This is a genomic window from Dyella lutea, from assembly GCF_024158035.1.
GTDB classification, from domain to species: Bacteria; Pseudomonadota; Gammaproteobacteria; order Xanthomonadales; family Rhodanobacteraceae; genus Dyella_A; species Dyella_A lutea.
On record NZ_JAMZEK010000001.1, the window covers coordinates 1,286,542 to 1,311,203 of the forward strand.

The 24,662-nt window shown below is 68.3% G+C and carries 22 protein-coding genes; 14 read left to right on the forward strand and 8 right to left on the reverse strand.

The window, feature by feature from the left end:
- The first annotated feature begins 19 nt into the window (after positions 1–19).
- From NC595_RS05650 to NC595_RS05695, 10 genes are all read left to right on the forward strand, one after another.
- Positions 20–1,345: an ABC transporter permease gene (locus NC595_RS05650; protein ID WP_253565301.1), complete on the forward strand. Its 1,326-nt coding sequence runs from the start codon at positions 20–22 to the stop codon at positions 1,343–1,345.
- 22 nt (positions 1,346–1,367) lie between these two features.
- On the forward strand, positions 1,368–2,576 hold the full coding sequence (locus tag NC595_RS05655) for an ABC transporter permease (protein ID WP_253565302.1): 1,209 nt from the start codon (positions 1,368–1,370) through the stop codon (positions 2,574–2,576).
- A gap of 37 nt (positions 2,577–2,613) precedes the next feature.
- Complete coding sequence (locus NC595_RS05660; RefSeq protein ID WP_253565303.1) at positions 2,614–3,282, forward strand: hypothetical protein; 669 nt, start codon at positions 2,614–2,616, stop codon at positions 3,280–3,282.
- 114 nt (positions 3,283–3,396) lie between these two features.
- Entirely contained in the window at positions 3,397–5,190 is a 1,794-nt protein-coding gene (locus NC595_RS05665; RefSeq protein WP_253565707.1) for a DUF885 domain-containing protein, read from the forward strand.
- 156 nt (positions 5,191–5,346) lie between these two features.
- A complete protein-coding gene (locus tag NC595_RS05670) occupies positions 5,347–6,687 on the forward strand; it encodes a sigma-54-dependent transcriptional regulator (protein ID WP_253565304.1) in 1,341 nt (446 codons plus the stop codon).
- Between the two features lie 85 nt (positions 6,688–6,772).
- Entirely contained in the window at positions 6,773–7,096 is a 324-nt protein-coding gene (locus NC595_RS05675) for a hypothetical protein (protein ID WP_253565305.1), read from the forward strand.
- 22 nt (positions 7,097–7,118) lie between these two features.
- Entirely contained in the window at positions 7,119–8,510 is a 1,392-nt protein-coding gene (locus NC595_RS05680; protein WP_253565306.1) for a sensor histidine kinase, read from the forward strand.
- A gap of 52 nt (positions 8,511–8,562) precedes the next feature.
- Positions 8,563–9,504 (forward strand): SPFH domain-containing protein, encoded by a 942-nt coding sequence (locus tag NC595_RS05685; RefSeq protein ID WP_253565307.1) that lies wholly within the window; start codon positions 8,563–8,565, stop codon positions 9,502–9,504.
- Positions 9,505–9,522: 18 nt separating this feature from the next.
- Positions 9,523–9,969: an NfeD family protein gene (locus NC595_RS05690; protein WP_253565308.1), complete on the forward strand. Its 447-nt coding sequence runs from the start codon at positions 9,523–9,525 to the stop codon at positions 9,967–9,969.
- A gap of 37 nt (positions 9,970–10,006) precedes the next feature.
- Complete coding sequence (locus tag NC595_RS05695) at positions 10,007–11,290, forward strand: threonine/serine exporter family protein (protein WP_253565309.1); 1,284 nt, start codon at positions 10,007–10,009, stop codon at positions 11,288–11,290.
- A 74-nt stretch (positions 11,291–11,364) separates the two neighbouring features.
- Here NC595_RS05695 and NC595_RS05700 read toward each other — a convergent pair whose 3' ends face one another.
- The 3 genes from NC595_RS05700 to NC595_RS05710 all read right to left on the reverse strand — a co-directional run bounded on the left by NC595_RS05700 (position 11,365) and on the right by NC595_RS05710 (position 14,192).
- On the reverse strand, positions 11,365–11,691 hold the full coding sequence (locus tag NC595_RS05700) for an H-NS histone family protein (RefSeq protein WP_253565310.1): 327 nt from the start codon (positions 11,689–11,691) through the stop codon (positions 11,365–11,367).
- A gap of 292 nt (positions 11,692–11,983) precedes the next feature.
- Entirely contained in the window at positions 11,984–13,681 is a 1,698-nt protein-coding gene (locus NC595_RS05705) for a proline--tRNA ligase (RefSeq protein WP_253565311.1), read from the reverse strand.
- A gap of 76 nt (positions 13,682–13,757) precedes the next feature.
- On the reverse strand, positions 13,758–14,192 hold the full coding sequence (locus tag NC595_RS05710) for a DUF4124 domain-containing protein (protein WP_253565312.1): 435 nt from the start codon (positions 14,190–14,192) through the stop codon (positions 13,758–13,760).
- Between the two features lie 106 nt (positions 14,193–14,298).
- On the opposite strand from NC595_RS05710, the gene pssA reads away from it, so the two are divergent.
- The 3 genes from pssA to rimI are packed head-to-tail and all read left to right on the forward strand — an operon-like array spanning position 14,299 to position 16,042.
- The gene (pssA, locus tag NC595_RS05715) at positions 14,299–15,075 is read left to right on the forward strand and encodes a CDP-diacylglycerol--serine O-phosphatidyltransferase (protein ID WP_253565313.1); all 777 of its coding nucleotides are present in this window, start codon (positions 14,299–14,301) and stop codon (positions 15,073–15,075) included.
- Between the two features lie 12 nt (positions 15,076–15,087).
- Positions 15,088–15,561: a hypothetical protein gene (locus NC595_RS05720; protein WP_253565314.1), complete on the forward strand. Its 474-nt coding sequence runs from the start codon at positions 15,088–15,090 to the stop codon at positions 15,559–15,561.
- Position 15,562: 1 nt separating this feature from the next.
- Complete coding sequence (gene rimI, locus NC595_RS05725; RefSeq protein WP_253565315.1) at positions 15,563–16,042, forward strand: ribosomal protein S18-alanine N-acetyltransferase; 480 nt, start codon at positions 15,563–15,565, stop codon at positions 16,040–16,042.
- Positions 16,043–16,067: 25 nt separating this feature from the next.
- Here the strand turns inward: rimI and NC595_RS05730 are convergent, their stop codons facing one another.
- Entirely contained in the window at positions 16,068–18,896 is a 2,829-nt protein-coding gene (locus tag NC595_RS05730; RefSeq protein ID WP_253565316.1) for a valine--tRNA ligase, read from the reverse strand.
- Positions 18,897–19,055: 159 nt separating this feature from the next.
- Here NC595_RS05730 and NC595_RS05735 point away from each other — a divergent pair, with 159 nt between their 5' ends.
- Entirely contained in the window at positions 19,056–20,039 is a 984-nt protein-coding gene (locus NC595_RS05735) for a glycoside hydrolase family 16 protein (RefSeq protein WP_253565317.1), read from the forward strand.
- Here the strand turns inward: NC595_RS05735 and NC595_RS05740 are convergent.
- The 4 genes from NC595_RS05740 to NC595_RS05755 are packed head-to-tail and all read right to left on the reverse strand — an operon-like array spanning position 20,003 to position 24,576.
- Positions 20,003–21,547, reverse strand: coding sequence for a chemotaxis protein CheW (locus NC595_RS05740; protein ID WP_253565318.1), 1,545 nt, complete (start codon positions 21,545–21,547; stop codon positions 20,003–20,005). The genes NC595_RS05735 and NC595_RS05740 overlap by 37 nt on opposite strands.
- A 12-nt stretch (positions 21,548–21,559) precedes the next feature.
- Positions 21,560–22,033 (reverse strand): chemotaxis protein CheD, encoded by a 474-nt coding sequence (locus NC595_RS05745; RefSeq protein ID WP_253565319.1) that lies wholly within the window; start codon positions 22,031–22,033, stop codon positions 21,560–21,562.
- Entirely contained in the window at positions 22,030–22,866 is an 837-nt protein-coding gene (locus NC595_RS05750) for a CheR family methyltransferase (protein WP_253565320.1), read from the reverse strand. Before NC595_RS05750 ends, NC595_RS05745 begins: the two co-directional genes overlap by 4 nt.
- 12 nt (positions 22,867–22,878) lie before the next feature.
- Positions 22,879–24,576 carry a methyl-accepting chemotaxis protein gene (locus tag NC595_RS05755; RefSeq protein WP_253565321.1) on the reverse strand — a complete coding sequence of 566 codons (1,698 nt, stop codon included), beginning with the start codon at positions 24,574–24,576 and terminating at the stop codon, positions 22,879–22,881.
- Between the last annotated feature and the right edge of the window lie 86 nt (positions 24,577–24,662).

Sequence of the window (24,662 nt, forward strand, 5' to 3'; positions counted from 1 at the left end):
GCTTGGTTATGAGCTTTCGTTGGCACTGCGTGGTCTGCGGCGCTTTCCGCGCAGCACGGTGCTGGTGGTGGTCACGGTCGCCCTGGGGATTGCCTCGTGCATGACCAGCCTGCTGCTGTTGCATGTCCTGTCCGGTGACCCGTTGCCGGGTCGCAGCCAGCATCTGTACCTCGCCTGGATGGATACTCTCCATCGGCCGCCGCGGGTGGACACTTCGGGCATGGCGCTCAACGGTGTCTCCGCCAACACGTTCGGCTATCGCCGCCTGAAACGGGAGGATGCCGAGGCGCTCATGCGCGGACGCGCCGGCGTACGGCAGGCCATCGTCGCGGATGTGCTTGCCGACGAGTCCACCGAGGATGGAACACGCCACCTGGCCTCGCAGGCCGTGTTGGCGACCAGTTCGGATTTCGTTGCCCTGTTCGGCGTCCCGCTGCTGCATGGGCGCAGCTGGACGGTCGCAGAGGAGACCGCGCGCGCCCCCGTGGTGCTGATCGACAGCGATACGGCGCAGCGCTTCTACGGCACCGTGGATGCGATCGGGCGGGAGATCCGGCTGGGCAAGCGGAACTACCGGATCATCGGCGTCTTCGCGCCGTATGCGCCGCAGCCGCACTTCTTCGGGCTCGACGTCGGTTCGTTCACCGGCAACGGTGGCGAGAATCTGCTGGTGCCCTACACCAGCGCGTTGGCCAATGGCCTGATGCCGATGACCGGCGACGGCTGCGATGCCGGTGTGGACGTATCGCAGACGGGAGCGTCGGACCCCGCCCATTGCGCCTCGTTGAGCCTGTGGGTGCAGCTCGGGACACCAGGCCAGGTGGCGAGCTACCGGACCTACCTCCGGGCCTATGCGGACGACCACCCCGGCGACCGCGGCAAGACGACTGCGGCACGGTACGGCCTCTACGGCGTGCGGCAGTGGCTCGACATGAACGGCGTGGTGCCGGCCAGTGCGCGCCTGAACGTGCTGATGGCCTCGTCGTTCCTGCTGCTGTGCATGTTCAACGTGATCGGACTGCTTACCGCGCGCTTCCTGCGGCGGAGCACCGAGATCGGCATTCGCCGCGCACTCGGGGCGTCGCGGCTGGCGGTCTTCGCGCAGCACATCGGCGAAGCCACCCTGGTCTGCCTGGCCGGAGGCCTGCTCGCCCTGCCGATGACCGAGCTGGGGGCGTGGATCCTGCGTCGACAGGGGGACGACTTCTCGCCCCTGGTGCGGTCCGATCCGTGGATGTTCGGTGCGCTGTTCGCGATCGCGATCGTGGTGGGCATGGCCGTGGGTATCGTGCCGGCCTGGCGTGCCTCCACAGTCGAGCCGGGCCTGCAGGTCAAGTCGGAGTAGGGACACGATGTCACTCAGAGTCATGCTTTCCACCCTTCGTCGCCAGCGCCTGTTGCCGGCCCTGGTCCTGCTGCAGGTCGCGGTGGCCTGCGCGATTCTCTGCAACGTGCTGTTCCTGCTCTGGCACCAGTTGCAGCCGATGGTGGCGCCCAGCGGGGTCGACGAAAGAGGGTTGATCCTGATCGATCAGCTCTCGGGCGACCGTGTCTGGACCGCTCCAGAGGTGCGCGCGACCGAAGCCATGCTGCGCGCGGTGCCAGGAGTCCGTGCCGCGACGGCGGCCGATGGCTTGCCGATGGTGACGGCGGAGATCTACGTGCTGGGGCTGCAAGGGCCTTCGGGCGCCAAGGCGGGAGTCAACGCCTACGTGGGCGAGGGTCTTGGGCAGCTGCTGGGCGTGAAGCTGGTGGCAGGGCGCCTTTTTTCGCCGGCGGACTATCGCGACGAGGGGGCGAAGTGGGGCGTGCCCGAACCCATCGTCATCACCCGCGCGCTGGCGCGCAGGCTGTTTGGGGCTGCGTCGGCCCTGGGGCAGCTGCTGCACCGGCCGGACGCCCTGCAGGGGCCCGGCTACCAGGTGGTCGGCGTCGTCGATCACCTGTTGCGCAACCAGCTCGGCTGGGCCGTCGACGGCAAGGCGGACAATACGGTGCTGCTGCCCGAACGGGTCGGCGCGACGCCCTCCATGAGTTTCGCCGTGCGGGTCGATCCTGACCACCAGGCGCTGGCGATGCGGGAGATCGGCAAGGCGATCGCCGCGCACTTCGCCGACGCCATGCAGGCCGGCATGACACCGCAGGTAGGTTCCTTCGCCGATCGGCGCGATGCGGCTTTCCGCTCGCGGCGTGCGGCGGCCTGGCTGTTCTTCGCCGTGGCCACGACCGTGCTGGCGGTGACTGTCATCGGCATCATGGGGCTGACCGGGTTCTGGGTGCAGCGCCGCACGCGACAGATCGGCATCCGCCGCGCGCTGGGGGCGAGGCGATCGCAGGTGCTGCGCGAGTTCATGCTGGAGAACGCGCTGATCGTGGGCGCCGGCGCACTGCTGGGCATGGCGCTGGGGTATGCGGGAAACCTCTGGCTGATGCGCTTCTACGAACTGCAGCGATTGCCCTGGGAATGGCTGCCTGTCGGCGCCGTCGCGATGCTGCTGGTCGGGCAGTTGTCGGCGATCGTGCCGGCACGGGAGGCCGCGCGTGTGCCGCCGGTGGTGGCGACGCGCAGTGTGTGACGGCTGGATGGCCATAAGAAAGCCCAAGGAGAACGGATTGAGGCAGATCACCTGGGCGCCGGCATGCCTTGCCGCGCTCGTATGCAGCGGCTGCGTGATGCATCTGGACCGGCCGACCGAGATCGCGGCGGGACACCTGCCGCGACCTGTCTATTCGGTCGATGGCGGCGTGCACCTGGCGGCCAGGGCGGAGGCGGGCAAGATCCGCATCGTGGACGGTGGCGTCACGCTGGGCGAAGGGGCAACGGCGAAGACCATCGACACCGTCGACGGTCCGGTCGTGCTGGAGCGCGGTGCGACCTGCCGGCACGACCTGTCCGCGGTGGACGGCCGGGTCTCGCTGGCCCCGGGGGGCCATGTCGGTGGAAATGTACGGACCCTGGTCGCCGGCCTCGACGGCCATGACGCCGAGATCGCCGGCGCGATCCGCACGGTGTCGGGAAAGATCCTGCTGCATGGCACCACACATGTCGGCAAGGGGATCTGTCTGGACAAGCCGCGCCCTTCCACCGATGCGCAGGACGAGGTGTGGAAGCGCCTGCCGCGGGTGGTGATCGGTCCGGGCGTGGTGGTGGACGGCCCGATTGTTGCGGCGCGCGGCGGCACGCTCTGGGTCAGCCGGCAGGCACGCATCGGTGCCGTCGAGGGCATCCGGACGCAATGGTTCGACGGAGCGACCCCGCCGGGCCCTGCCGGCATGAAGTGACCTGCCGGGAGGGGGACGGTAGTCGCGCGGCCATCCGTGGGGTGTGAGTAACGGCCCATCCCCGACCGCCCGGGTTCGGGCAGAATCGGGCTTCTTTCCAGGGAGATGTCGATGATGAAGCTGTTGCCGTTGGTGGTGGCCGTGGGCCTGGTGGTGGGTGGCGGCATGGTGCCGCAAGAAGTCTCGGCGGCATCCGCCCCGGCGACCGATCTGGCCACTCGCGTGGCCGCGCAGAACAAGCTGCTCGACGAGCAGTGGCAGCACACGCTGGAGAACGCGCCGGAGTTCGCGACCATCCTCGGCGACCTGCGCTACAACGACCGACTGAGCGACCTGTCGCTGGCCCATGCGCAGGCGGAGTACCGCTGGACCGGCGATTTCCTGCGCCGCTTCCAGGCGATCGACACTCGCGGCTTCAGCGAAAACGACACGCTCAACCACGAGCTGATGGTGCGCCAGTTGAAGGACGCGATGCGCGCGCACGAGCTGAAGCTGGACGAGATGCCGCTGGACCAGATGAACGGCATCCACCTGCAGCTGGCCGGCTTCATCAGCTCGATCCCGTTCGACAACACGAAGGAATACGAGGACTACCTGGCACGCCTGAAGGCGGTGCCGGCGGCGTTTGATCAGCTCACGGGCGTGGCGCGACAGGGCCTGCGCGACCGCATGATGCCGCCGAAGTACCTGCTCGAGGCGGTGGTCAAGCAGATCGACGCGATCGGCAAGCCGGCGGGCATGGACAGCGTGTTCGCCGAGCCGCTGAAGCATTTCCCCGCCTCGGTGTCCGCGGCCGACCAGGCCCGGCTGAAGCAGGCGATCCTGGCGGCGATCGACCAGGACGTGCGGCCGGCTTACGCGAAGCTGGGCACGTTCGTGGCCAAGGACTACGCCCCGCACGGCCGCCTGCAGCCGGGCGTGTGGGACCTGCCCAACGGCGATGCCATCTACCGCTTCGACGTGCGCCAGATGACCACCACCGACCAGACTCCCGAGCAGATCCACGAGCTCGGCCTGAAGGAGGTGGCGCGCATCGAGGGCGAGATGACCAGGATCGCCCATGCCCAGGGCTACAAGGACCTGGCCAGCTTCCGGGCGGCGCTGAAGACCAACCCGAAGGTGCATGCCACCTCGCGCGAAGACATCCTCAACCGCTACCGCGGCTACCTGGCGCAGATGCAGCCGGAACTGCCCAAGCTGTTCGGCCTGCTGCCCAAGACCAAGGTGGTGGTGGTGCCGGTCGAGCCGTTCCGCGAGAAGGAGGCGGCGGCGGCCGAATACCATCAGGGCACGCCGGACGGCTCGCGGCCGGGACAGATCTTCGTCAACACCGGCGATTTCGCCCATCGCAGCGTGCTGACCATCGAGTCGACCGCGTATCACGAGGGCATTCCCGGCCATCACATGCAGATCTCGATCGCGCAGACCTTGCCCAAGCTGCCGCCGTTCCGGCAGCAGGGCGGCTACACCGCCTACGTCGAGGGCTGGGCGCTGTACGCCGAGCAGCTGGGCAAGGACATCGGCTTCTACAAGGATCCGCTGTCGGACTACGGCCGCCTGTCCGACGAGCTGCTGCGCGCCGACCGGCTGGTGCTGGACACCGGCGTCCACTACAAGCACTGGACGCGGCAGCAGATGGTGGACTTCTTCCACGCCCATTCCAGCGAGGACGAGCCGGACGTGCAGGCGGAAACCGATCGCTACATCACCTGGCCCGGCCAGGCGCTGGCGTACAAGATGGGCGAGCTGAAGATCCTCGAGTTGCGTGCCCGGGCGAAGCGCGAGCTGGGCAAGCGCTTCGACATCCGCGCCTTCCACGACGAGATTCTCGATGGCGGCGCGCTGCCGCTGGACGTGCTGGAGCAGCGCGTGGACGGATGGATCGCAGCGCAGAAGGCCAAGGCGTGAGGCTCCCGGCTCCCGTTTTCCCTACCGGCGCCAACGGTGGAGAAAGCGCCGGGGCCGATGCTTCGGCCTGGATCCGGTCGGGGGGGCGTTGACGCCCCCCGGCCATGCAACCTTTTCGCATGGAGCGGCATCCATGCCCGCATGTGTAGACGAAAGATGCGCACCGTACTGATCATCGACGACAACCCGTCCGTGGGCGAGGCGCTCTCGCTGGCGTTGTCGCTGCACGAGATCCGCCCGCTGGTGGCGCTCACGCCGGAAGAGGGGCTGGCGGTGCTGGCCCGCGAGAACGTCTGCGTGGTGATCCAGGACATGAACTTCACCGCGGACACCACCTCGGGCGAGGAGGGCGTGGCGCTGTTCCGGGCGATCCGCGAGCAGCACCCGGACCTGCCGGTGATCCTGCTCACCGCGTGGACGCATCTGGAAACGGCGGTGGAGCTGGTCAAGGCGGGTGCCGCCGACTATCTCGCCAAGCCGTGGGACGACGCCAAGCTGCTGGCCACGGTGGAGAACCTGCTGGAACTGTCCGAATCTACCCGCGAGGTGGCGCGTTCGCGCAACGAGCGCCGCCGCCGCCGCGAGAACCTGCGCAGCCGCTACGAGCTGGACGGCCTGGTATTCGCCTCCGAGGCGATGGCGCAGACGCTGGAACTGGCCTGCCAGGTGGCGCGCTCGGAGGTGCCGGTGCTGATCACCGGGCCGAACGGGGCGGGCAAGGAGCGCATCGCGGCGATCATCCACGCCAACTCGGCGGTGAAGCGCGGGCCGTTCGTGGCGGTGAACTGCGGTGCGCTGCCGGGCGAGCTGATCGAGGCCGAGCTGTTCGGCGCGGAGGCCGGCGCCTACACCGGCGCGAACAAGGCGCGCGAGGGCCGCTTCGAGCTGGCCGACGGCGGCACGCTGTTCCTGGACGAGATCGGCAACCTGCCGCTGCCGGGCCAGATGAAGCTGCTGCGCGTGCTGGAGACCGGCCAGTTCGAGCGGCTGGGTTCCGGCCGCACGCGCCATGCGAAGGTGCGCGTGCTCAGCGCCACCAATGCCGATCTCAAGGCGATGATCAAGGCCGGGACGTTCCGCGAGGACCTGTACTACCGGCTCAACGTAATCGACGTGAACCTGCCGCCGCTGTCCGATCGCATCGACGACATCCTGCCGCTGGCCGAGCACTTCCTCGACGGCCGCGCCGAACTGGGCGACGCCGCGCGCGAGGCGCTGCTGGCGTATCCGTGGCCGGGCAACGTGCGCGAACTGAAAAACGCGATCGAGCGTGCGGCACTGCTCTCGGGCGGTCGCCCGATCACGCCAGAGCTGCTCAATCTTCCGACGGTAGCGGCCAGCCCTTCGCGCAACCTGGACGAGCCCAGCCGCGAATCGGTGGAGGCGGCATTGGCCAGGGCCGATGGCGTGGTCAGCCGGGCGGCGCAGGCGCTGGGCCTGTCGCGCCAGGCGCTGTATCGCCGCATCGAGCGTTACGGGCTGGCCGTCAGCGGTTGATGACGTGTCCACAGGTCGGCTGGCAGTGGCCTCCGGCCGCGCGGATGGCGTAAAAGGGGCACTCATGCCGACAAGGAGAGATGCCATGACCCTTCGACTGCTGTTCGCCGGCGCCCTGCTGGCTGCGGGCGCCATCCACGCGCAGACCACCCCCACGGCCGCCAGCGACCACTGGAACCAGCCAGCGCCGGCGTCGACGGTGAAGTACGAGGACGCCAATCCACTGAAGCCGGCGTCGGATTCGGACGGCCATTTCAAGTTCAAGGAGCGGCGCGGCGCCACGCCGATACGCAACGATGCCATGGAGGCTGCCGGCAAGGCGCCGGTGATGGGCGGCAACCAGCTCGGGCGCGACGGCCGTCCCACCGTGAACTGCGCTGCCACGCCGATGGATCCTGCATGTCGTTGACCCGCACCGGCCAGCGCACCGCATGATCCGCCGCCTGCGTTCGCTCGAGGGGCGGCTGAGCCTGCTGCTGATGCTGGCCGGCCTGGCTGGCGTGCTGGTGTACGTCGGCATCACCGCCTGGCCGCTGCCGCAGTTGCTTGCCCTGCTGCATACCGATGCGAAGGGCGTGGCACCCGGCCCGGTGCACCTGGGCTTCGGGGCGGGTCTTGCGGTCAGTCTGGCCGTGCTGGTGCCACTGGCGTTGTGGATGGCCAGCCTGGCGATGTCGCCAGTCAGCCGTCTACTGCGCGCGCTGGAGGGTTCGGTGGCCAGCTATCGCGACGGCGACTTCAGCATTTCGCTGGCAGTCAACCGGCGCGACGAACTGGGCGAGCTGATCGCCATGCACAACGCGCTGGGCCAGACCCTGCGCGACCAGCGCCAGCACCTGGTACAGCGCGAGCTGCTGCTCGACACGGTGGTGCAGAACACGCCGGTGGCGCTGGTACTCACCGATGCCGGCGAGCGCGTCGCTTACGCCAACATTGCCGCGCGGCACCTGTTCAATGACGGCCGCAGCCTGCATGGGCTGGTCTTCGCCGACGTCACCGCCGACGCACCGAAGGCGATGCGCGAGGCAGTGGAGCGGGGCGAGGACGCGCTGCTGACGGTGGAGATGGACAACAGCGAGGAGACCTTCCACATCTCCCAGCGCGCGTTTCGCCTGCAGGGGCGACCGCACCGACTGCTGCTGTTTCGCCGCATGACGCGCGAGCTGTCGCGGCAGGAGGTGGCGAGCTGGAAACGGGTGATCCGGGTGATCAGCCACGAGCTCAACAACTCGTTGGCGCCGATCTCCTCGCTGGCCCATTCCGGCGCCGAACTGGCGCGCCGTGGCGAGGTGGAACGACTGCCGGGCGTGTTCGCCACCATCGGCGAGCGTGCGCGGCACCTGCACGGCTTCATCGCCGGCTATGCCAGCTTCGCCAAGCTGCCGGCGCCGCGCAAGGCAGAGGTGTCCTGGGGGCCGTTCCTGGAGGGATTGGCGCTGCATTGCCGGTTCCGCCTGCTCGGCGGGGCGCCTGCGCAGCCGGGTTGGTTCGATGCCGCCCAGGTCGAGCAGGTGCTGATCAACCTGGTCAAGAACGCCCACGAGGCCGGCGGCCCCGACGACGAGGTCACCCTCGCGCTGCAGGTGCTGGGGCCCGATCTGCGCATCGAAGTGGCCGACCGCGGTCCGGGCATGAGCGAGACCGTGCTGGCGCAGGCGCTGCTGCCGTTCTACTCGACCAAGCGTTCGGGCACCGGCCTGGGCCTGGCGCTGGCCCGCGAGATCGCCGAAGCCCACGGTGGCCGCATTGCACTGACCAACCGCGAGGGCGGTGGCCTCCAGGTGAGCCTGTTGCTGCCGCTGGCCACGCCGCGGGAGGTTTGACCGCCGCGCCGCTCGCCTATACTCCGGACTTCACCGGAGGAAGGGGGTTGTGATGGGACAGATACTCGCGCTGGTCGTCGTCATCGTGGTGGTCATCGTGATCACCAAGCTCGTGCGCATCGTGCCGCAGGGCTTCGAATGGACGGTCGAGACCTTCGGAAAATACACCCGGACGCTGTCGCCCGGCCTGCACCTGCTGGTGCCGGTCTACCAGAGCGTCGGCCGCAAGATCAACATGATGGAACAGGTGCTGGACGTGCCCAGCCAGGACGTCATCACCAAGGACAACGCGGTGGTCCGCGTGGACGGCGTGGTGTTCTACCAGGTGCTGGACGCGGCCAAGGCGGCCTACGAGGTGTCCAACCTCGAGCAGGCCTCGCTGGCGCTGGTGATGACCAACATCCGTACCGTGCTCGGCTCGATGGACCTGGACGAGTCGCTGAGCAAGCGCGACGAGATCAATGCGCGCCTGCTCAGCGTGGTCGACGAGGCCACCCACCCGTGGGGCGTGAAGGTCAACCGCATCGAGATCAAGGACATCGCGCCGCCACGTGACCTGGTCGACTCGATGGCCCGGCAGATGAAGGCCGAGCGCGAGAAGCGCGCCAACATCCTGGAGGCCGAAGGCTTCAAGCAGGCGGCGATCCTCAAGGCCGACGGCGAAAAGCAGAGCGCGATCCTGGCGGCCGAGGGCAAGCGGGAGGCGGCGTTCCGCGAGGCCGAGGCGCGCGAGCGCCTGGCCGCGGCGGAAGCCAAGGCGACCACCCTGGTCTCCGACGCGATCGCCGGCGGCAACGTCAACGCGCTGAACTACTTCGTCGCCAACAAGTACGTCGAGGCGCTGAAGGAAATGGCCAACTCGCCTAACCAGAAGATGCTGCTGCTGCCGATGGAGGCCACCGGCATCCTCGGCTCGCTGGCCGGCATCGCCGAGCTGGCGAAGGAATCGCTGGGCCAGCAGCAGGCCAGGTCCACCATGCCGCCGCCGCGCTGAGCGGGCCGGAGAGCAACCATGTGGAATCTTTCCGCGCATTATTTGTGGTGGATCCTGGCCCTGCTGCTGATCGGCGGCGAAGTGCTGATCCCCGGTTATTTCCTGCTGTGGATCGGCATCGCGGCCGCGGCGATGGGCGTGCTGCTGTGGCTGGTGCCTGGCATGGGCCTGCTGCTGCAGGCGGTGCTGTTCGCGATGCTGGCGCTGGCTGCCTGTGTGTTCTATGCCCGCAAGCTGCGTCCGCGCATCGAACGCAGCGCACCGGGCAGCGAGCGCCTCAACCGCCGTGCCGAGCAGATGATCGGTCAGCGCTACGGGCTCAGCGAAGCGATCGTCAACGGCCGCGGCAAGGCACGCGTGGGTGACGGCCAGTGGCTGGTGGCTGGCCCGGAGTTGCCGGTCGGTGCCACGGTGGAGGTGGTGGCCGTGGACGGCACCACCCTGCAGGTGCGTTCCGCGGCATGAGCGGGTGGAGTCCGGCCAGGACCGGAGCGCGCGCGGCATGAGCGCCGTCGTCCCCGTCGCTGCATCGGCCGATTTCTCCACGGCCGCGCTGAATACCCGCATCAGCTTCCTGGTGGAGCTGGCGCGCCGGCTGCACCAGTACGGCACCACCGCGCCCCGGCTGGAGATGGCGATCGCCCGCTCGGCGCAGCAGTTGGGGCTGGCCGCCGACGTTTGGTCCAGTCCCACGGCGATCATCATTTCGTTCTCCGACCTGGCTCAGGGTGACGAGGGGCTGGCCCAGGTCACCCAGGTGATGCGGCTGTCGCCGGGCGACGTGAACCTGGCGCGGTTGTGCGAGGCGGATGAAATCGCCGATCGCGTGATGTCCGGGGAGATCGAGCTGCGCGAGGGTTTCCGCCTGCTCCGGCTGCTCGGCCTGCCTGACACGCGACGGGCGCAGGCTGGCGTGGTGGCCAGCTACGGACTGTCTGCCGCCTGCGTGGTCGGCCTGCTGCTGCACAGCTCGTGGGCGGACCTGCTGGCCTCGGGGCTGATCGGGCTGGTGATCGGTGCAATCACCATCCTCGCTGCCAGCCGGCCGCGGCTGGCAGCGGCCAGCGATGCGATCTGCGCGCTGGTGGCGACCACCATCGCGATCCTGGTCAGTGCCTACGTGGTACCGCTGGCGGTGAAGTCGGTGGTGCTGGCGGGGCTGATCGTGCTGGTGCCGGGGATGTCGCTGACCACTGCCGTGCGCGAGATCTCCAGCCAGCACCTGGTGTCAGGGGTGGCGCGCATGGGTGGGGCGATCTCCACGTTGCTCAAGCTCACCTTCGGCACCGTGGCAGCGACCCAACTGTGCGGGGCGTTGGGCATCGATCCGGGGACCTATGCATTGCCGCCACTTCCGGGCTGGGTCGATTATCCGTCGCTGCTGCTGGGCGCATTCGGCTTCGCGATCCTGTTTCGCGCCGCGCGCCGCGACTGGCCGGTGGTGATCGGTGCGGTGCTGGTCGGTTATCTGGCCACGCGTTGGGGAGGATTGATTTCCGGCTCCATTCCGGGGGCGCCGTTCGGCGTATTCCTGGGCGGGTTCCTGCTGGGCTCGATCGCCAATCTCTACGCCCGCTGGATGCATCGTCCCGGCGCGGTGATCCGCGAGCCGGGGATTATCCTGTTGGTGCCCGGAAGCGTGGGATTCCGCAGCGTGTCGTATCTGTTCGAGCGGGATACCGTACTGGGACTGGATACCGGCGTACTGCTGCTGACCTTGCTCGTTTCACTGGTGGCGGGGCTGCTTTTCGGCGACCTGCTGGTGTCGTCGCGACGCTCGCTCTAGCGCCTGTCTCCCGCGAGAAACAAAACGCCGGCGCAAAGGCCGGCGTTCCGCGGTTTCAATCGGCCGTGTGTCGATCAGATCGCCAGATCCTTTTCCTTCTTGCCGGCCTTCAGCGCGTCGTTGAACCAGCGCGGGCGCTTGCCGCGGCCGGACCAGGTCTGCTCGGGGTTGGCAGGGTTGCGGTACTTCGGCGCCACCGTGGTCTTGGCGCGGCGCAGCTTGCCGCCACGGGCCGAACCGAAGATGTCGTCGAAGGTGTAGCCCTCGGCCTTGATCAGCGCGTGGACCTTCTCGCGCAGCTTGCCGACCTTTTCCTTGCGCAGTTCTTCCTGGCGGGTCTGCGCTTTGGCGATCAGGTCGTTGAGCTGGTTGTGGTTGAGATTCTTGATATCGACGGCCATGGACAACTCCGCGTTGGAATATTCAAATGACTGGTTTTGGTATCGCCATTAAGGCGATGGCGCCATCCTGATGCGGAAAGCATTCTCCCGTAATGGATGGTGATTTGCAAAATATTCGTGCCAGCGTGATGGAATCGTCTTTGCGGGTGTTACCTGCCGCGTTTGCCAATAAAGTCGATACGGTCGGATTTCCAGGCGCTGGTGGCTGTGCGCGGGGGGATTATCAGGCGGTATCCGGCACGCAATAAAAAAGCCGCCCGAGGGCGGCTTTTCATTTGCAGTGTGGCGGCAATCAGCCAAATAGCCGAAGCAGCTCGTCCACCGTGACCTGGCGGCTCTCGGCCGCGTCGCGCGCGCGGTATTCCAGCGTGCCGGCAGCCACGCCGCGTTCGCTCACCACCACGCGATGCGGAATGCCGATCAGCTCCATGTCCGCGAACATCGCGCCCGGGCGCAGCCCGCGATCGTCCAGCACCACCTCGACACCGCGGGCGGCCAGCTCCGAATAGAGCGATTCGGCGGCCGCGGTGACCTCGGCCTGGCCCTTGGGGTTGATCATGCACACCGCCACGCGCCAGGGCGCCATCGGCTCCGGCCAGAGGATGCCTGCGTCGTCGTGGCGCTGTTCGATCGCGGCGGCCACGATGCGGCTCACGCCGATGCCGTAGCAGCCCATCAGCATCACCTGCGCCTTGCCCTGGTCGTCGAGCACGGTGGCGTCCATCGCCTCGGCGTATTTGGAGCCGAGCTGGAACACGTGGCCGACCTCGATGCCGCGGGCGATCCGCAGCGTGCCCAGGCCATCCGGCGAGGGGTCGCCGGCGACCACCTGGCGGATGTCTTCCACCCGGGTGATGCGTGCGTCGCGCTCCCAGTTGGCACCGGTGTAGTGGGTGTCGTCGGTATTACCGCCGCAGACGAAGTCGGCCAGCACGGCTGCGCTGCGGTCGACGATCAGCGGGATCGACTCCGGCAGGCCGACCGGACCGATCGAGCCGGGCTTCGCGCCGATGGCGGCCACGATCTCCTCCTCGGACGCCATCACGATGTCGTCCGGCAGCTCGGGCAGCTTGTTGGCCTTCACCTCGTTGAACGCGTGGTCGCCGCGCAGGCACAGCGCGACCAGGCCCTCGCGGCCCTTGACGATCAGCGTCTTCACGCACTGCGTCGCCGGCACCTTCAGGAAGGCGGAGACCTCGTCGATGGTCTTCTGCTTCGGCGTGTCGATGCGGGACAGGGAAGCGGACGGTGTCGGGCGCGCGACGGCGGGCGCCAGCGCCTCGGCCTTCTCCACGTTGGCGGCATAGTCCGAGCCGTCGGAGAAGGCGATCACGTCCTCGCCGGATTCGGCGATCACCTGGAACTCGTGGCTGGCGTTGCCGCCGATCGCGCCAGTGTCCGCCTGTACGGCGCGGAAGGTCAGGCCCAGCCGGGTGAAGATACGGCCATAGGCGTCGTACATCGCCTGGTAGGTCTGTGCCAGCGAATCCTGGCCAAGGTGGAAGGAGTAGGCGTCCTTCATCAGGAATTCGCGTGCGCGCATCACGCCGAAGCGCGGGCGGATCTCGTCGCGGAACTTGGTCTGGATCTGGTAGAAGTTGACCGGCAGCTGCTTGTAGCTCTTCAGCTCCTGGCGAGCGAAGTCGGTGATCACTTCTTCGGCGGTGGGCGCGTAGCAGAACTCCTGCGCCTTGCGGTCGGCGATCTTCAGCAGCTGGCCGCCGAACTTCTCCCAGCGGCCGGTTTCCTCCCACAGCTCTCTCGGCTGCACCGTGGGCATCAACATCTCGATCGCGCCGGCGCGGTCCATTTCCTCGCGCACGACCGCCTCGACCTTGCGCAGCACGCGCAGGCCAAGTGGGGTCCAGGTATACAGGCCGGCCGCCAGCTTGCGGATCATGCCGGCGCGCAACATCAGCTTGTGGCTGACCAGTTCGGCTTCGGCGGGGACTTCTTTGACGGTGGCCAGGTGGAATTGGCTGAGGCGCATGCGGGCGATCCGGCGTTCGGGGTAAAGGCCCCGATTATGCCAGCCGGAGGACCATCGGGGCTGTCCCCGACCGGGGCTATTGCTGCTCGAGGCAATACTGCGAGTACTGTGCCTGGGCCGAGTCGATCTGTGTCTTCCGCTGGCCGGCGTCGAGCAGTACCTGCTTTCCGTTCTGCTGCATGACGACGGGGCCGTTGCCGTGCAGGGCGGCGAGGTTGGTTTTCAGGGAAGCGCAGAGCTTGGCCCGGTTGGCAGGGGTGTCCTGCATGGGCAGGTTCGAGGAAACGGCCTCCGGCCCCGTGTCGGCCGGCTGGCTATCGGTCGGAGCGGCGGCCGGCTTGGCCAGGGGTTCGGCATCGCCGGTCAGGGTGATGCGCTTGTATTTCGTCCCCGGAGGAGGGGCGGACTCGGTGTAATGCACCACGCCATGAGTATCGACCCATTTGTAAGCCTGGGCCGATACGCTGCAACTGGCGGCCAGCAGCAGGACGAACAGGGGGCGACGGAACATGGTGCTCTCCAGGGGCGCGGGTTCAGGCGCTCTTCGTATCACCGGCGCGGGCCGGACTCAAGCGCCGGTGTTCTACAATGCGCGCCAGCTTCCACTGGACCGGTCGATGAACCCCGACACGCCCGTACGACGGCCGCGCCACCGCGGCATCTACCTGCTGCCGAACCTGTTCACCACCGCGGCCATGTTCTCGGGGTTCTACGCCATCGTGGCCAGCATCGGTGGCCGTTACACCGAGGCGGCGATCGCGGTGTTCGTGGCGGCGCTGCTGGACGGCCTGGATGGCCGCGTGGCGCGCATGACCCACACGCAGAGCGAGTTCGGCGTGCAGTACGACTCGCTGTCGGACCTGGTCAGTTTCGGTCTGGCGCCGGCGCTGGTGATGTACACCTGGTCGCTCTCGGCCCTGCGCGAGTACGGGCCGATGTGGGGCAAGGTGGGCTGGGCGGCGGCGTTCATCTACGCCGCCTGCGGCGCGCTGCGACTGGCCCGCTTCAACACCCAGGTGGCAGTGGTCGACAAGCGCTATTTCCAGGGGCTGGCCAGCCCGTCGGCCGCGGCCGTGTGCATGTCGTTCGTCTGGACCATGGAAAAGACCGGCATTGCCGGCGGCACGCTCTGCTTCGTCACGCCGGTACTGGCGGTGGTGACGGGCCTGCTGATGGTCAGCCGGTTCCGTTATTTCAGTTTCAAATCGTTGCCGTGGACCGCCGGCGAGGGCGTGTCGTTCGTCTGGATGGTCGTGGCCGTGCTGGTGCTGGTGCTGCTGGCGATCGATCCGCCGCGGCTGCTGCTGGCGGTGTTTTCCGCCTACCTGTTGTCCGGTCCGGTGCTGACCCTGTGGGGGCTCGCCACCCATCGCCGCGTCCGGCGGGGCGCCTGAGGAGGGCTGCCGATGCTCGATGCGCGCCGCCAGCAGGTCCTGCAGGCCATGGGCATCACGCCGTGGGTGCGGCGGGTGCGCGAGTCGGGCGCCCCGGCCGAGGAGCCGATGCTGGATGCGCCGGCGGTCGAACCACCGGTGGCGCGCTGCATCGTGGTGCTGCCGGCGCAGCTGCCGCCGCGGACCATGGACGTGCTGGGGCGGGCGTTGCAGGCGGCCGGTGCCGGGATCGCCCGGGCCGGGCGAGTGTTGGTGGCCGATGGCCAGACGCAGGCGTCCGTGCCGCATGCGCCGGCATATCTCGTGTTCGGGCAGGCCCAGGCGCATGCGCTTGGGCGGGAGCTGCCGGCAGCGGTAATGAGCCAGGCGCACATCGCCCTGGTCGATGCTCCGGAGGCGCTGTTTGCCGGTGCGGAGGGCAAGCGGCGATTGTGGGCGGCGCTCAGACAGTTGCGTCGCGCACTGGCGGTGGCCGGAGCGGGCTAGCGTGGCCGTGGTGAGTCCCCCGACGAGCGAAATCCGCGCCCTGCAGCCGCAGGACCTCGATGCCGTGGCCGCGCTGGAAGCGGAGTCCTACGAATTCCCCTGGAGCCGCGGGATCTTTTCCGACTGCCTGCGCGCGGGTCATCCATGCTGGGTGCTGTGGGTGGGCGGACAGATCGCCGGCTACGGCATCCTGTCGATCGCCGCCGGCGAGGCGCACGTGCTGAATCTTTGCATCGGGCGTCAGTGGCAGGGGCGCGGCCTGGGGCGGCGCCTGCTGATGCGCCTGCTCGACGTGATCCGCTGGAGCCGCGCCGAGCGCGTATTCCTGGAAGTGCGTCCGTCCAATCCGGTGGCGCAGAGCCTCTACCGCTCGGTGGGATTCACCGAGATCGGCCGGCGCCCGCGCTATTACCCGGCGCGCGAAGGGCGCGAGGACGCGATCGTGATGGAACTGGTGCTGCGCGAGTCCACCTCGTCCTGACCTGCCCCGGTAGAGGTTGTGAGGATCAGCCGAGCTTGGCCGCCTGATCGCGCAGCGCCGTCAGCGTCGTGTTCCAGTCGACGATGCGCTGGCGCTCCTGCGCCACCACCTCGGCCGGGGCGTTGGCGACGAAGTTGGCGTTGCCGAGCTTGCCTTCGCATTTTTTGATCTCGCCCTCGATGCGGCCGATCTCCTTGGCCAGGCGCGCCTTCTCGGCGGTGAGGTCGATCAGGCCGGCCAGCGGGATCAGCACGCGCAGGGTGCCGACCACCGCGGCGGCGGCGGCCGGTTCGTCGGCGCCGGTCTCGATCCACTGCGGCGCCTCGACACGGGCGAGGAAGGCGATCTGCGTGGCGAACTTGGCCGCGCGGGCGCGATCGGTGGCGTCGCCGTCGGCGAGCAGCAGTGGGATGGTCTTGCCCGGCGAGATGTTCATCTCCGCGCGGATCCTGCGCACGCCGGAGAGCACCGCCTTGAACCACTCGATCTCCGCCGTGGCGGCCTCGTCAGCGGCGATGGCGTCGGCCTGCGGCCAGGGGCGCAGGATCAGCTCGGCCTCGGTGAGGCCCAGCTTCGGCCCGACCGACTGCCAGATCTCCTCGGTGATGAACGGGATGATCGGGTGCAGCGCACGCAGCACCGTTTCCAGCACCACCAGCAGGGTGTGGCGGGTGGAAGCCGCGGCGGTGGCGTCGTCGCTGTTGAGCGCCGGCTTGGACAGCTCCAGGAACCAGTCGCAGTACTCGTTCCAGACGAACTCGTACAGCGCCTGCGCCAGCAGGTCTAAGCGGTAGGTGGCGAAATGCTGCTCCACCTCGGCCAGGGTCTGCTTCAGGCGGGTGAGGATCCAGCGCTCGGCCTCGGTGGCCGGGCCGCCGGCCGGGGCCTCGATGCGGCCCTCCGGAAGGTTCATCAGCACGAAGCGGGCGGCGTTCCACAGCTTGTTGCAGAACGCCTTGTAGCCCTCGGCGCGCTTGATGTCGAAGTTGATCGTGCGGCTGTAGCTGGCCAGTGCGGCGAAGGTGAAGCGCAGCGCGTCGGTGCCGATCGCGGTGATGCCCTCGGGGTAGTCGCGGCGCACGCGCTTCTCGACCTTCTCGCGCTCCTGCGGCAGCAGCAGGCTCTTGGTCGACTTGGCCACCAGCGGGTCCAGCGCGATGCCGTCGATCAGGTCCAGCGGGTCCAGCGTGTTGCCCTTGGACTTGGACATCTTCTGGCCTTCGGCGTCGCGCACGATGGCGTTGATGTACACCTCGCGGAACGGCACGCGGCCGGTGAAGTACCTGGTCGCCATCACCATGCGGGCGACCCAGAAGAAGATGATGTCGAAGCCGGTGACCAGCACCGCGCTGGGCAGGAACTGCTGGTCCTGCGCCCAGTTCGCGACCACCTCGCCGCGCTCGTTCGCCACCGGGCCGTCCAGCGGCCAGCCCAGGGTGGAGAACGGCCACAGCGCCGAGCTGAACCAGGTGTCGAGCACGTCCTCGTCGCGGCGCAGCGCGCCGACCGGTGCGGTGGCGGCATGCGCGCGTGCATCCGCCTCGTCCTCGCCGACGAAGATGTTGCCGGCCTCGTCGTACCACGCCGGGATCTGGTGGCCCCACCACAGCTGGCGGCTGACGCACCAGTCCTGGATGTTCTCCAGCCACTGCGTGTAGGTGGTGCTCCAGTTCTCCGGCACGAACTTAATGTCGCCACCGCGCACGGCCTCAAGCGCCGGCTCGGTGATCGCCTTGCGACCGCCGGGACGGCCGTCGGGCAGGGTGTCGCGGGTCAGGTCGAGGAACCACTGGTCGGTGAGCAGCGGCTCGATCACCGCGCCCGAGCGCTGGCTCACCGGCACCTTAAGCTTGTGCGGCTTGGTCTCGACCAGCAGGCCTTCGGACTCCAGGTCGGCCAGCACGGCCTTGCGCGCCTCGTAGCGGTCCAGCCCGCGGTACTTGTCCGGGCCGTTCTCGTTGACTCTGGCGTCCAGCGTGAACACGGTGATCGGCGTGAGCTGATGACGCTGGCCGATCGCGTAGTCGTTGAAGTCGTGCGCCGGGGTGATCTTCACGCAGCCGGTGCCGAACTCGCGGTCGACGTAGTCGTCGGCGATCACCGGGATCTGCCGGCCGGTCAGCGGCAAGGTCAGCGTCTGGCCGACCAGGTGCGCGTAGCGCTCATCCTCCGGGTGCACCGCCACGGCGACGTCGCCGAGCATGGTTTCCGGACGGGTGGTGGCCACCACCAGGCTCTCGTCGCTGCCGGTGACGGGATAGCGGATCGACCACAGGTGGCCGTCGCGCTCGACGTTGTCCACTTCCAGGTCCGACACCGCGGTGCCCAGCGCCGGGTCCCAGTTCACCAGCCGGTTGCCGCGGTAGATCAGGCCGGCGCGGTACCAGTCGACGAACACCTTGCGCACGGCGGCGGACAGGCCCTCGTCCATGGTGAAGCGCTCGCGCGACCAGTCGGCGGCGACGCCGAGGCGGCGCATCTGCCGGGTGATGGTGGAGCCGGATTCCTCCTTCCATTCCCACACGCGCTCGATGAAGGCCTCGCGGCCCAGGTCATGGCGGCTCTTGCCCTCGGCGGCGAGCTGGTTCTCGACGATCTTCTGGGTGGCGATGCCGGCGTGGTCGGTGCCGACCTGCCACAGCGTGTTCATCCCGCGCATGCGCTGGTAGCGCACCAGCATGTCCATCACCGTCTGCTGGAACGCATGGCCCATGTGCAGGGTGCCGGTGACGTTCGGCGGCGGCAGCAGGATGCAGTACGGGTCGCCCTGGCCGGACGGCTTGAACACGCCGCTGGCCTCCCAGCGGGCATACCAGGTGGACTCGATCTGGGCGGGTTCGAAGCTCTTTTCCATGGGGACTCGCTTGCGGCGCACGGCGAAGGCCGCGCGCAGGTTGGACGCAAAGGCAGCCATTGTACGGGGCTGGCCGGGGGCTGCCAAAACGGGGCCGTTCGCGCCGAAGCGTGCGCTGGGTGCGCTCCCCGACGGGGGCGGAGTGACAGAATCGACCCCGTGCGGACGGTCCGCCGGGAACAGGGTGTGGTGGTGAAGTCAGTGGAACAGGGGCAGCGCATGCCGCGGTCGCGGGTCTGGCAGGTGGTGTTGCTGGGCTTGCTTATGGCTCTGCCCGTGCTGCGGGCGAGGGCCGCCGTGCCGGCCATGCCCGGCTGGCAGACGGTTTTCAGCGACGACTTCGACGGCGCGGCCGGGCGGCGGCCCGATCCGGCGCGCTGGAAATTCGACCTCGGCCACAACTATCCGGGCGGTCCGGCGCACTGGGGCACCCACGAGGTGCAGCGCTACACCGACGACCCGGCCAACGTCAGCCTGGACGGTCGCGGTCATCTGCGGATCACCCCGCTGCGCGAGCCCGATGGCGAATGGACCTCGGCGCGCATCGAGACCTGGCGCGACGATTTCCGCCCGCCGGAAGGCGGCGTGCTGCGCATGGAGGCCCGTCTGCGTATGCCGCAGGTGAGCGGCGAGGCGGCGCTGGGCTACTGGCCGGCCTTCTGGGCACTGGGGGAAAGTTTCCGTCGCCTCGGCGTCTGGCCGCAGTCCGGCGAGTTCGACATCATGGAGAACGTCAACGGCCTGAACCTGGTGTGGGGCACCCTGCATTGCGGGGTGATTCCGGACGGCCCCTGTGACGAGCCCAACGGCATCGGCCAGCACGCCTCCTGCGAGGGCGGCAGTTGCCAGGACGGCTTCCACACCTACACCTTCGAATGGGACCGCAGCGTCGCGCCGGAGGCGCTGCGCTGGTACCTCGACGGCAAGTTGTACGGCGTGATCACCCGCGACCGGCTGCCGCCGGTCACCTGGCAGGAGATCACCGGCCAGCGCGGCTATTTCCTGCTGCTGGACGTGGCGATGGGCGGTGACTTCGCCTATGCCGTGTCCGGCGGGCGTGATACCCCGACGTCGGCCACCGAGCCCGGTCACCCGATGGTGGTGGACTACGTGGCGGTGTGGACCCGCGCCGGCTCGCCCTGAGCGTCCGCGGTGCCGGCGATCCGCTGCAGCAGCGGTGCGGCGTCCAGCAGCAGCACGGTGCCGTGCTGGGGGGTTTCGGCCACTTCGTGCAGGTCGCGCTGCAGCTCCGGATGCAGGTGGTGCGACATCAGCGCAGGTACCCGCAGCTTCTCGCTGCGATCGATCCCGAGAATGCTCTGCACCGAGTCGGCCACCAAGCCATATCTGGCACCGGCGTGGTCGACGATGAGGATCCTGCACGCCGCCGGATCGGCGGCGACCTCCATGCCGTAGAGCGTACGCAGGTCGATCACCGTGATCAGCTTCTGTCGCAGGTTCAGCACGCCGCGCACGAATGCCGGTGCGCCGGGCGGACGCATCAGTGACGGGTCGTAGTCGATCACTTCGCACAGCTGCTCGATGCGCAGGCCCATCAGGCGGTCGAGCCGGAAGGTCACCCAGGTCTCGCGCACGCGGCGCTGGGCGCTCTGCGCCACCGCTGCCTCGTCCGCCGCCACCAAGTAGAGATCGCGATGTCCGGTGGCCAGGTGGGCCAGGAACGGATCGGCATGCAGCGCCGGTGCGTCGACCAGGGCCAGGTCGTCCTGGTCGCTGTCCTTGCGGCTGATGCAGCCGGCGATCAGTCCGGTCTGCCCCTCGATCGGCGGCATCGGCAGTACCTGGGCATCGAGGTAGCCGACAATGCTGTCGACCTCGTCGACCCGCAGGCCGAGATAGGACTCGCCCTGGCGCAGCACGAGCACTCGCCGCAAGTCCTCGCCATCGTCCGCGGCCGCCCCGGTCGCACTGCTCGCCAGCCCGAGGAAGCGGGCGAAGTCGATCACCGGGACCGGGCGGCCACGTAGGTGGACGCGGCCCAGGCAGCGATCGTCCGCCAGCACCGAATGCTCCAGTGCGGGCAGTCGGATGATTTCGTGGATCGCCGCCATCGGCAGGGCCATGTGGCGCCCGCCGGCGCGGAACGACACCGCCTGGCGGCGACGTCCCTGGGCCAGGCGGCGCTGGCGCGCCTGCTCGGCCAGGTCCGGGTTCAACACCTGTGGCAGGCCGGGGAGCCGGGTCAGCGCATCGGCCGAGAGCACCTGCAGGATACGTTCGCCGAGATGGAACGCGCTCTCGATCAATCCCAGCGACTCGCTGCCGTGCCGGAACGGCACCACCTGGCCGGCCGGCAGTCGCAGCATTTCCCCGGTGCGGTCGAACAGTACGCCCAGCCTCGCCTCGCCGCTGGCCACCACGGCGATACGTGCATCGCTGCGGTCGGCCGTCTCGGCCAGCCCCATGAACCGGCCGAGGTCGGCCAGCGGTATCAGCATGCCGCGCAGGTTGAACAGGCCGAGCAGGTGCGGCGGTGCCAGCGGCACGCGGGTGATCGCGGCGGGAAAGGGCACGACTTCCTGCAGCGCGCCGATCGGCAGCGCCAGTTCGAATTCACCCAGATGGAACGAGCCGAACAGCTGCATCGCGTCCTGCGGGGCGGGGGAGAGCGGAGCGGCCGGACTGTCCATGGGCGGGCTTCCTCAGTCGATGCGTTCGAAGGTACGCACCGAGTACTGCCGGGTGCGGCAGTCGATGCTCAGCTGGCGGCCGTGGGTGCCGCCGGTGTCGGTGTGCACGACGTGGATGCCGGCCTGGGCCAGCAGGCGTTGCGCCATCTGCGTGTTCTGCTCGCCGATCAGGCCGTAAGGCGCCGGCCGGTCGTGCCGGACCATGCAGGCGCCGCCGGCGACGACGGCTTCGAGCTGGCCGTAGTCGGCCGGTTCGGCGCCGATCAGGCGCAACAGGGCGGGCAGGGTATCGGTGACGTACTTGGCCGAGGGCTGCCCCTGGCTGTTGGGCGGTTCGGGCAGCAGGCAGTGCGCCAGCGCGCAGCGGTCGCGCCGGTGCCACAGCAGGCCAATGCCGACGCAGGAGCCCAGCGTGGTGCGCAGGATCTCGTCGCCGTGGCCGGTGCGCATCTCGCACATCTTCACGTGGACATCGCGCCCGTTCATGCCGGTGGTCGATCGTTGCGATAGATCAGCGGCTGCTGGTAGGCGAAGCCGGTGCGCAGGCGGTTGAGCGATTCGGACTCGCCCACCAGCAGCACGGCTCGAGGCGACATCGACTGACGCACGTTCTCCAGCACCGTCTCCTGGCCCGGTTCGTCGAAGTAGATCAGCACATTGCGCAGCAGCACCAGGTCGAAGCGGGTGGGCTCCTCCAGTCGCTGGTACAGGTTGTGCGTGCGGAAATTCACCGCCGCGCGAAGCGTGGGCGAGGCGGTATAGACCTCGTCGACGCCGAGGAAATACTTCTCCAGCATCGCCGGGCGCGCCTTTCGCAGGCCGTCGACGTTGCGGCCCAGGTAATGACCGGCGCGGCCGGTCTCGAGTACACCGCCGGCGATATCGGTGCCCAGGATGCGGTAGCGGAACTCCGGGTGTTTCTCGCGGAATTCCTCGCACAGCATGGCGATGGAGTAGGCCTCCTCGCCGGTGGAGGCGGCCGCCGACCAGACCTGCAGCACATTGTCCGGATGGGCCGCGTACCAGGCCGGCAGGAAGCCGTGCCACAGGTAGTCCCAGATCCGCGGTGTCCGAAAGAACGAGGTCTCGTTGGTGGTGACCAGATCGATGAACCGGCCGACCTCGTCGTTGGAGCTGTCCAGGACGGCGAGGTAATCGCCGTAGCTGGACAGCGACAGTGCCTGCAGGCGCCGGCGCAGGCGGCCCTGCAGCAGGGTCCACTTGCGCTCGGCCATGGCGATGCCGGTGTGCCGGCGCACCCGGGCGAACAGCGCCGCCTGGATGGCCGGATCGACGGTGACCTCGGTCTCGAGCATCATCGGCTTGCTCCGTTACACCGCGAAATGGTTCACGGTGGTGTTGAGTCCGCCGGCTTCCTGCATCAGCTCGCCACAGGCGCGGGCGATGTTGTCGCAGGTGGCTGCGGTTTTCTCGGTCTCCTCGGCGATGTGCTGCACGGCGTTGGCCACTTCACGGGCGGCCACGGCCTGCTCCTCGGCACCGCAGGAGATCTCCGACATCGCCTGGGTGGTGCGGGCCACGCCGAACACGATCTTGTCGAAGGCTTCAGCGGCCTCCTTGGAGATTTCGCTGCCCTGGGCGACGCGTCGGGTCGACTCGGTGATCAGCTTGGAGATCTCCTTGGCGGCCTGCGAGGAACGTTCGGCCAGCTTGCGCACCTCGTCGGCGACCACCGAGAAGCCCAGTCCGTGTTCGCCGGCGCGTGCCGCCTCGATCGCGGCGTTGAAGGCCAGCAGGTTGGTCTGGCTGGCGATCTCCCCGATCACCTTGATGATCTCGCCGATATCCTCGGACGACTTGTTGATCAGTCCCATCGCCTCGATCGACTTGTCGATCGCCTTGGCCCCGCGCTCGGCTTCGAGCTGGGTGTCCTTGGCCAGCGCGTCGGCGTTGCGCGCATTGCCGGCAATCGAATTGATCGACGCGGTGAGTTCCTCGATGGTGGCGTTCATCTCCTCCACCGTGGCGCCCAGCAGCTGTGCGCCGCTGGCCATGGAGTTGGACTCCCCGGCGATCTCGGTCGAGGCCTGCGAGAAATGGCTGGCACCACCGATCACCTTGGCGATCACGTGGCGCAGGTCGCCCATCATCTGGCGGATGCCCGCGGCGAGCTGGTCGATCGGCTCGTCGCCCTCGAGGGTGATCTCGCCGGTGAGATCGCCGGCGGCCGCCTTGCGGACGGTGTCGAGCAACAGGTCGACCTTGCGCTGGTCCTCGGCGGCGCGGCGCTTGACCGATTCCTCCAGTTCCACCTGGGCGGTGATGTCGGTGGCGAACTTGACCACCTTCTGCAGGCGTCCGGCGGAGTCGTGCACCGGGTTGTAGCTGGCCTGCAGCCAGATCGGGCGACCGCCCTTGCCGACGCGGTGATAACGCCCCGAGTCGAACTCGCCGCTGCGCAGCTTTTCCCAGAAGGCGGTGTATTCGGGGCTGGCCGCATGCGCCTCGTCGCAGAACATGCGGTGGTGCTTGCCGGCGATGTCCTCCAGCGCGTAGCCCACGGTGGCGAGGAAGTTGGCGTTGGCGGCCAGCACGTGGCCGGTGGGATCGAACTCGATCACCGCCTGCGACTTGTCCAGCGCAGCCATCTTGCCCTGCACCTCGGCAGCCTGGTTGCGCGAGGCGGTGATGTCGGTGGCGAACTTGATCACCTTGAAGGGCTTGCCTTCGCTGTTCAGCACCGGGTTGTAGGAGGCGTTGATCCATACCTCGCGTCCGTCCGCGGCAATGCGCTTGTATTCGCCCTTGTCGAACTTGCCGCTGGCCAGGCGCTCCCAGAATTTCCGGTACTCGGGACTGGCGGCGTGGTCCGGGTCGCAGAACATGCGATGGTGCTTGCCCTGCACGTCGCCCAGCGTGTACCCCATCAGCGCGAGGAAGTTGTCGTTCGCGTCGAGAATCTTTCCCTTGAGGTCGAACTCGATGACGGCCTGCACGCGGTTCAGCGCGTCGCTGAGCGCGCGCATTTCCTGCAGTTCCAACTGCGGGTCGGGTATTTCCTTGCCCATGGTGGTTTCCTCTCGCTTCTGGTCGGTACACCTGAAGGGAAACGGGCTGGATGCCGGCGACGGCCAGTGGCGAGGTGCCCGGGTCG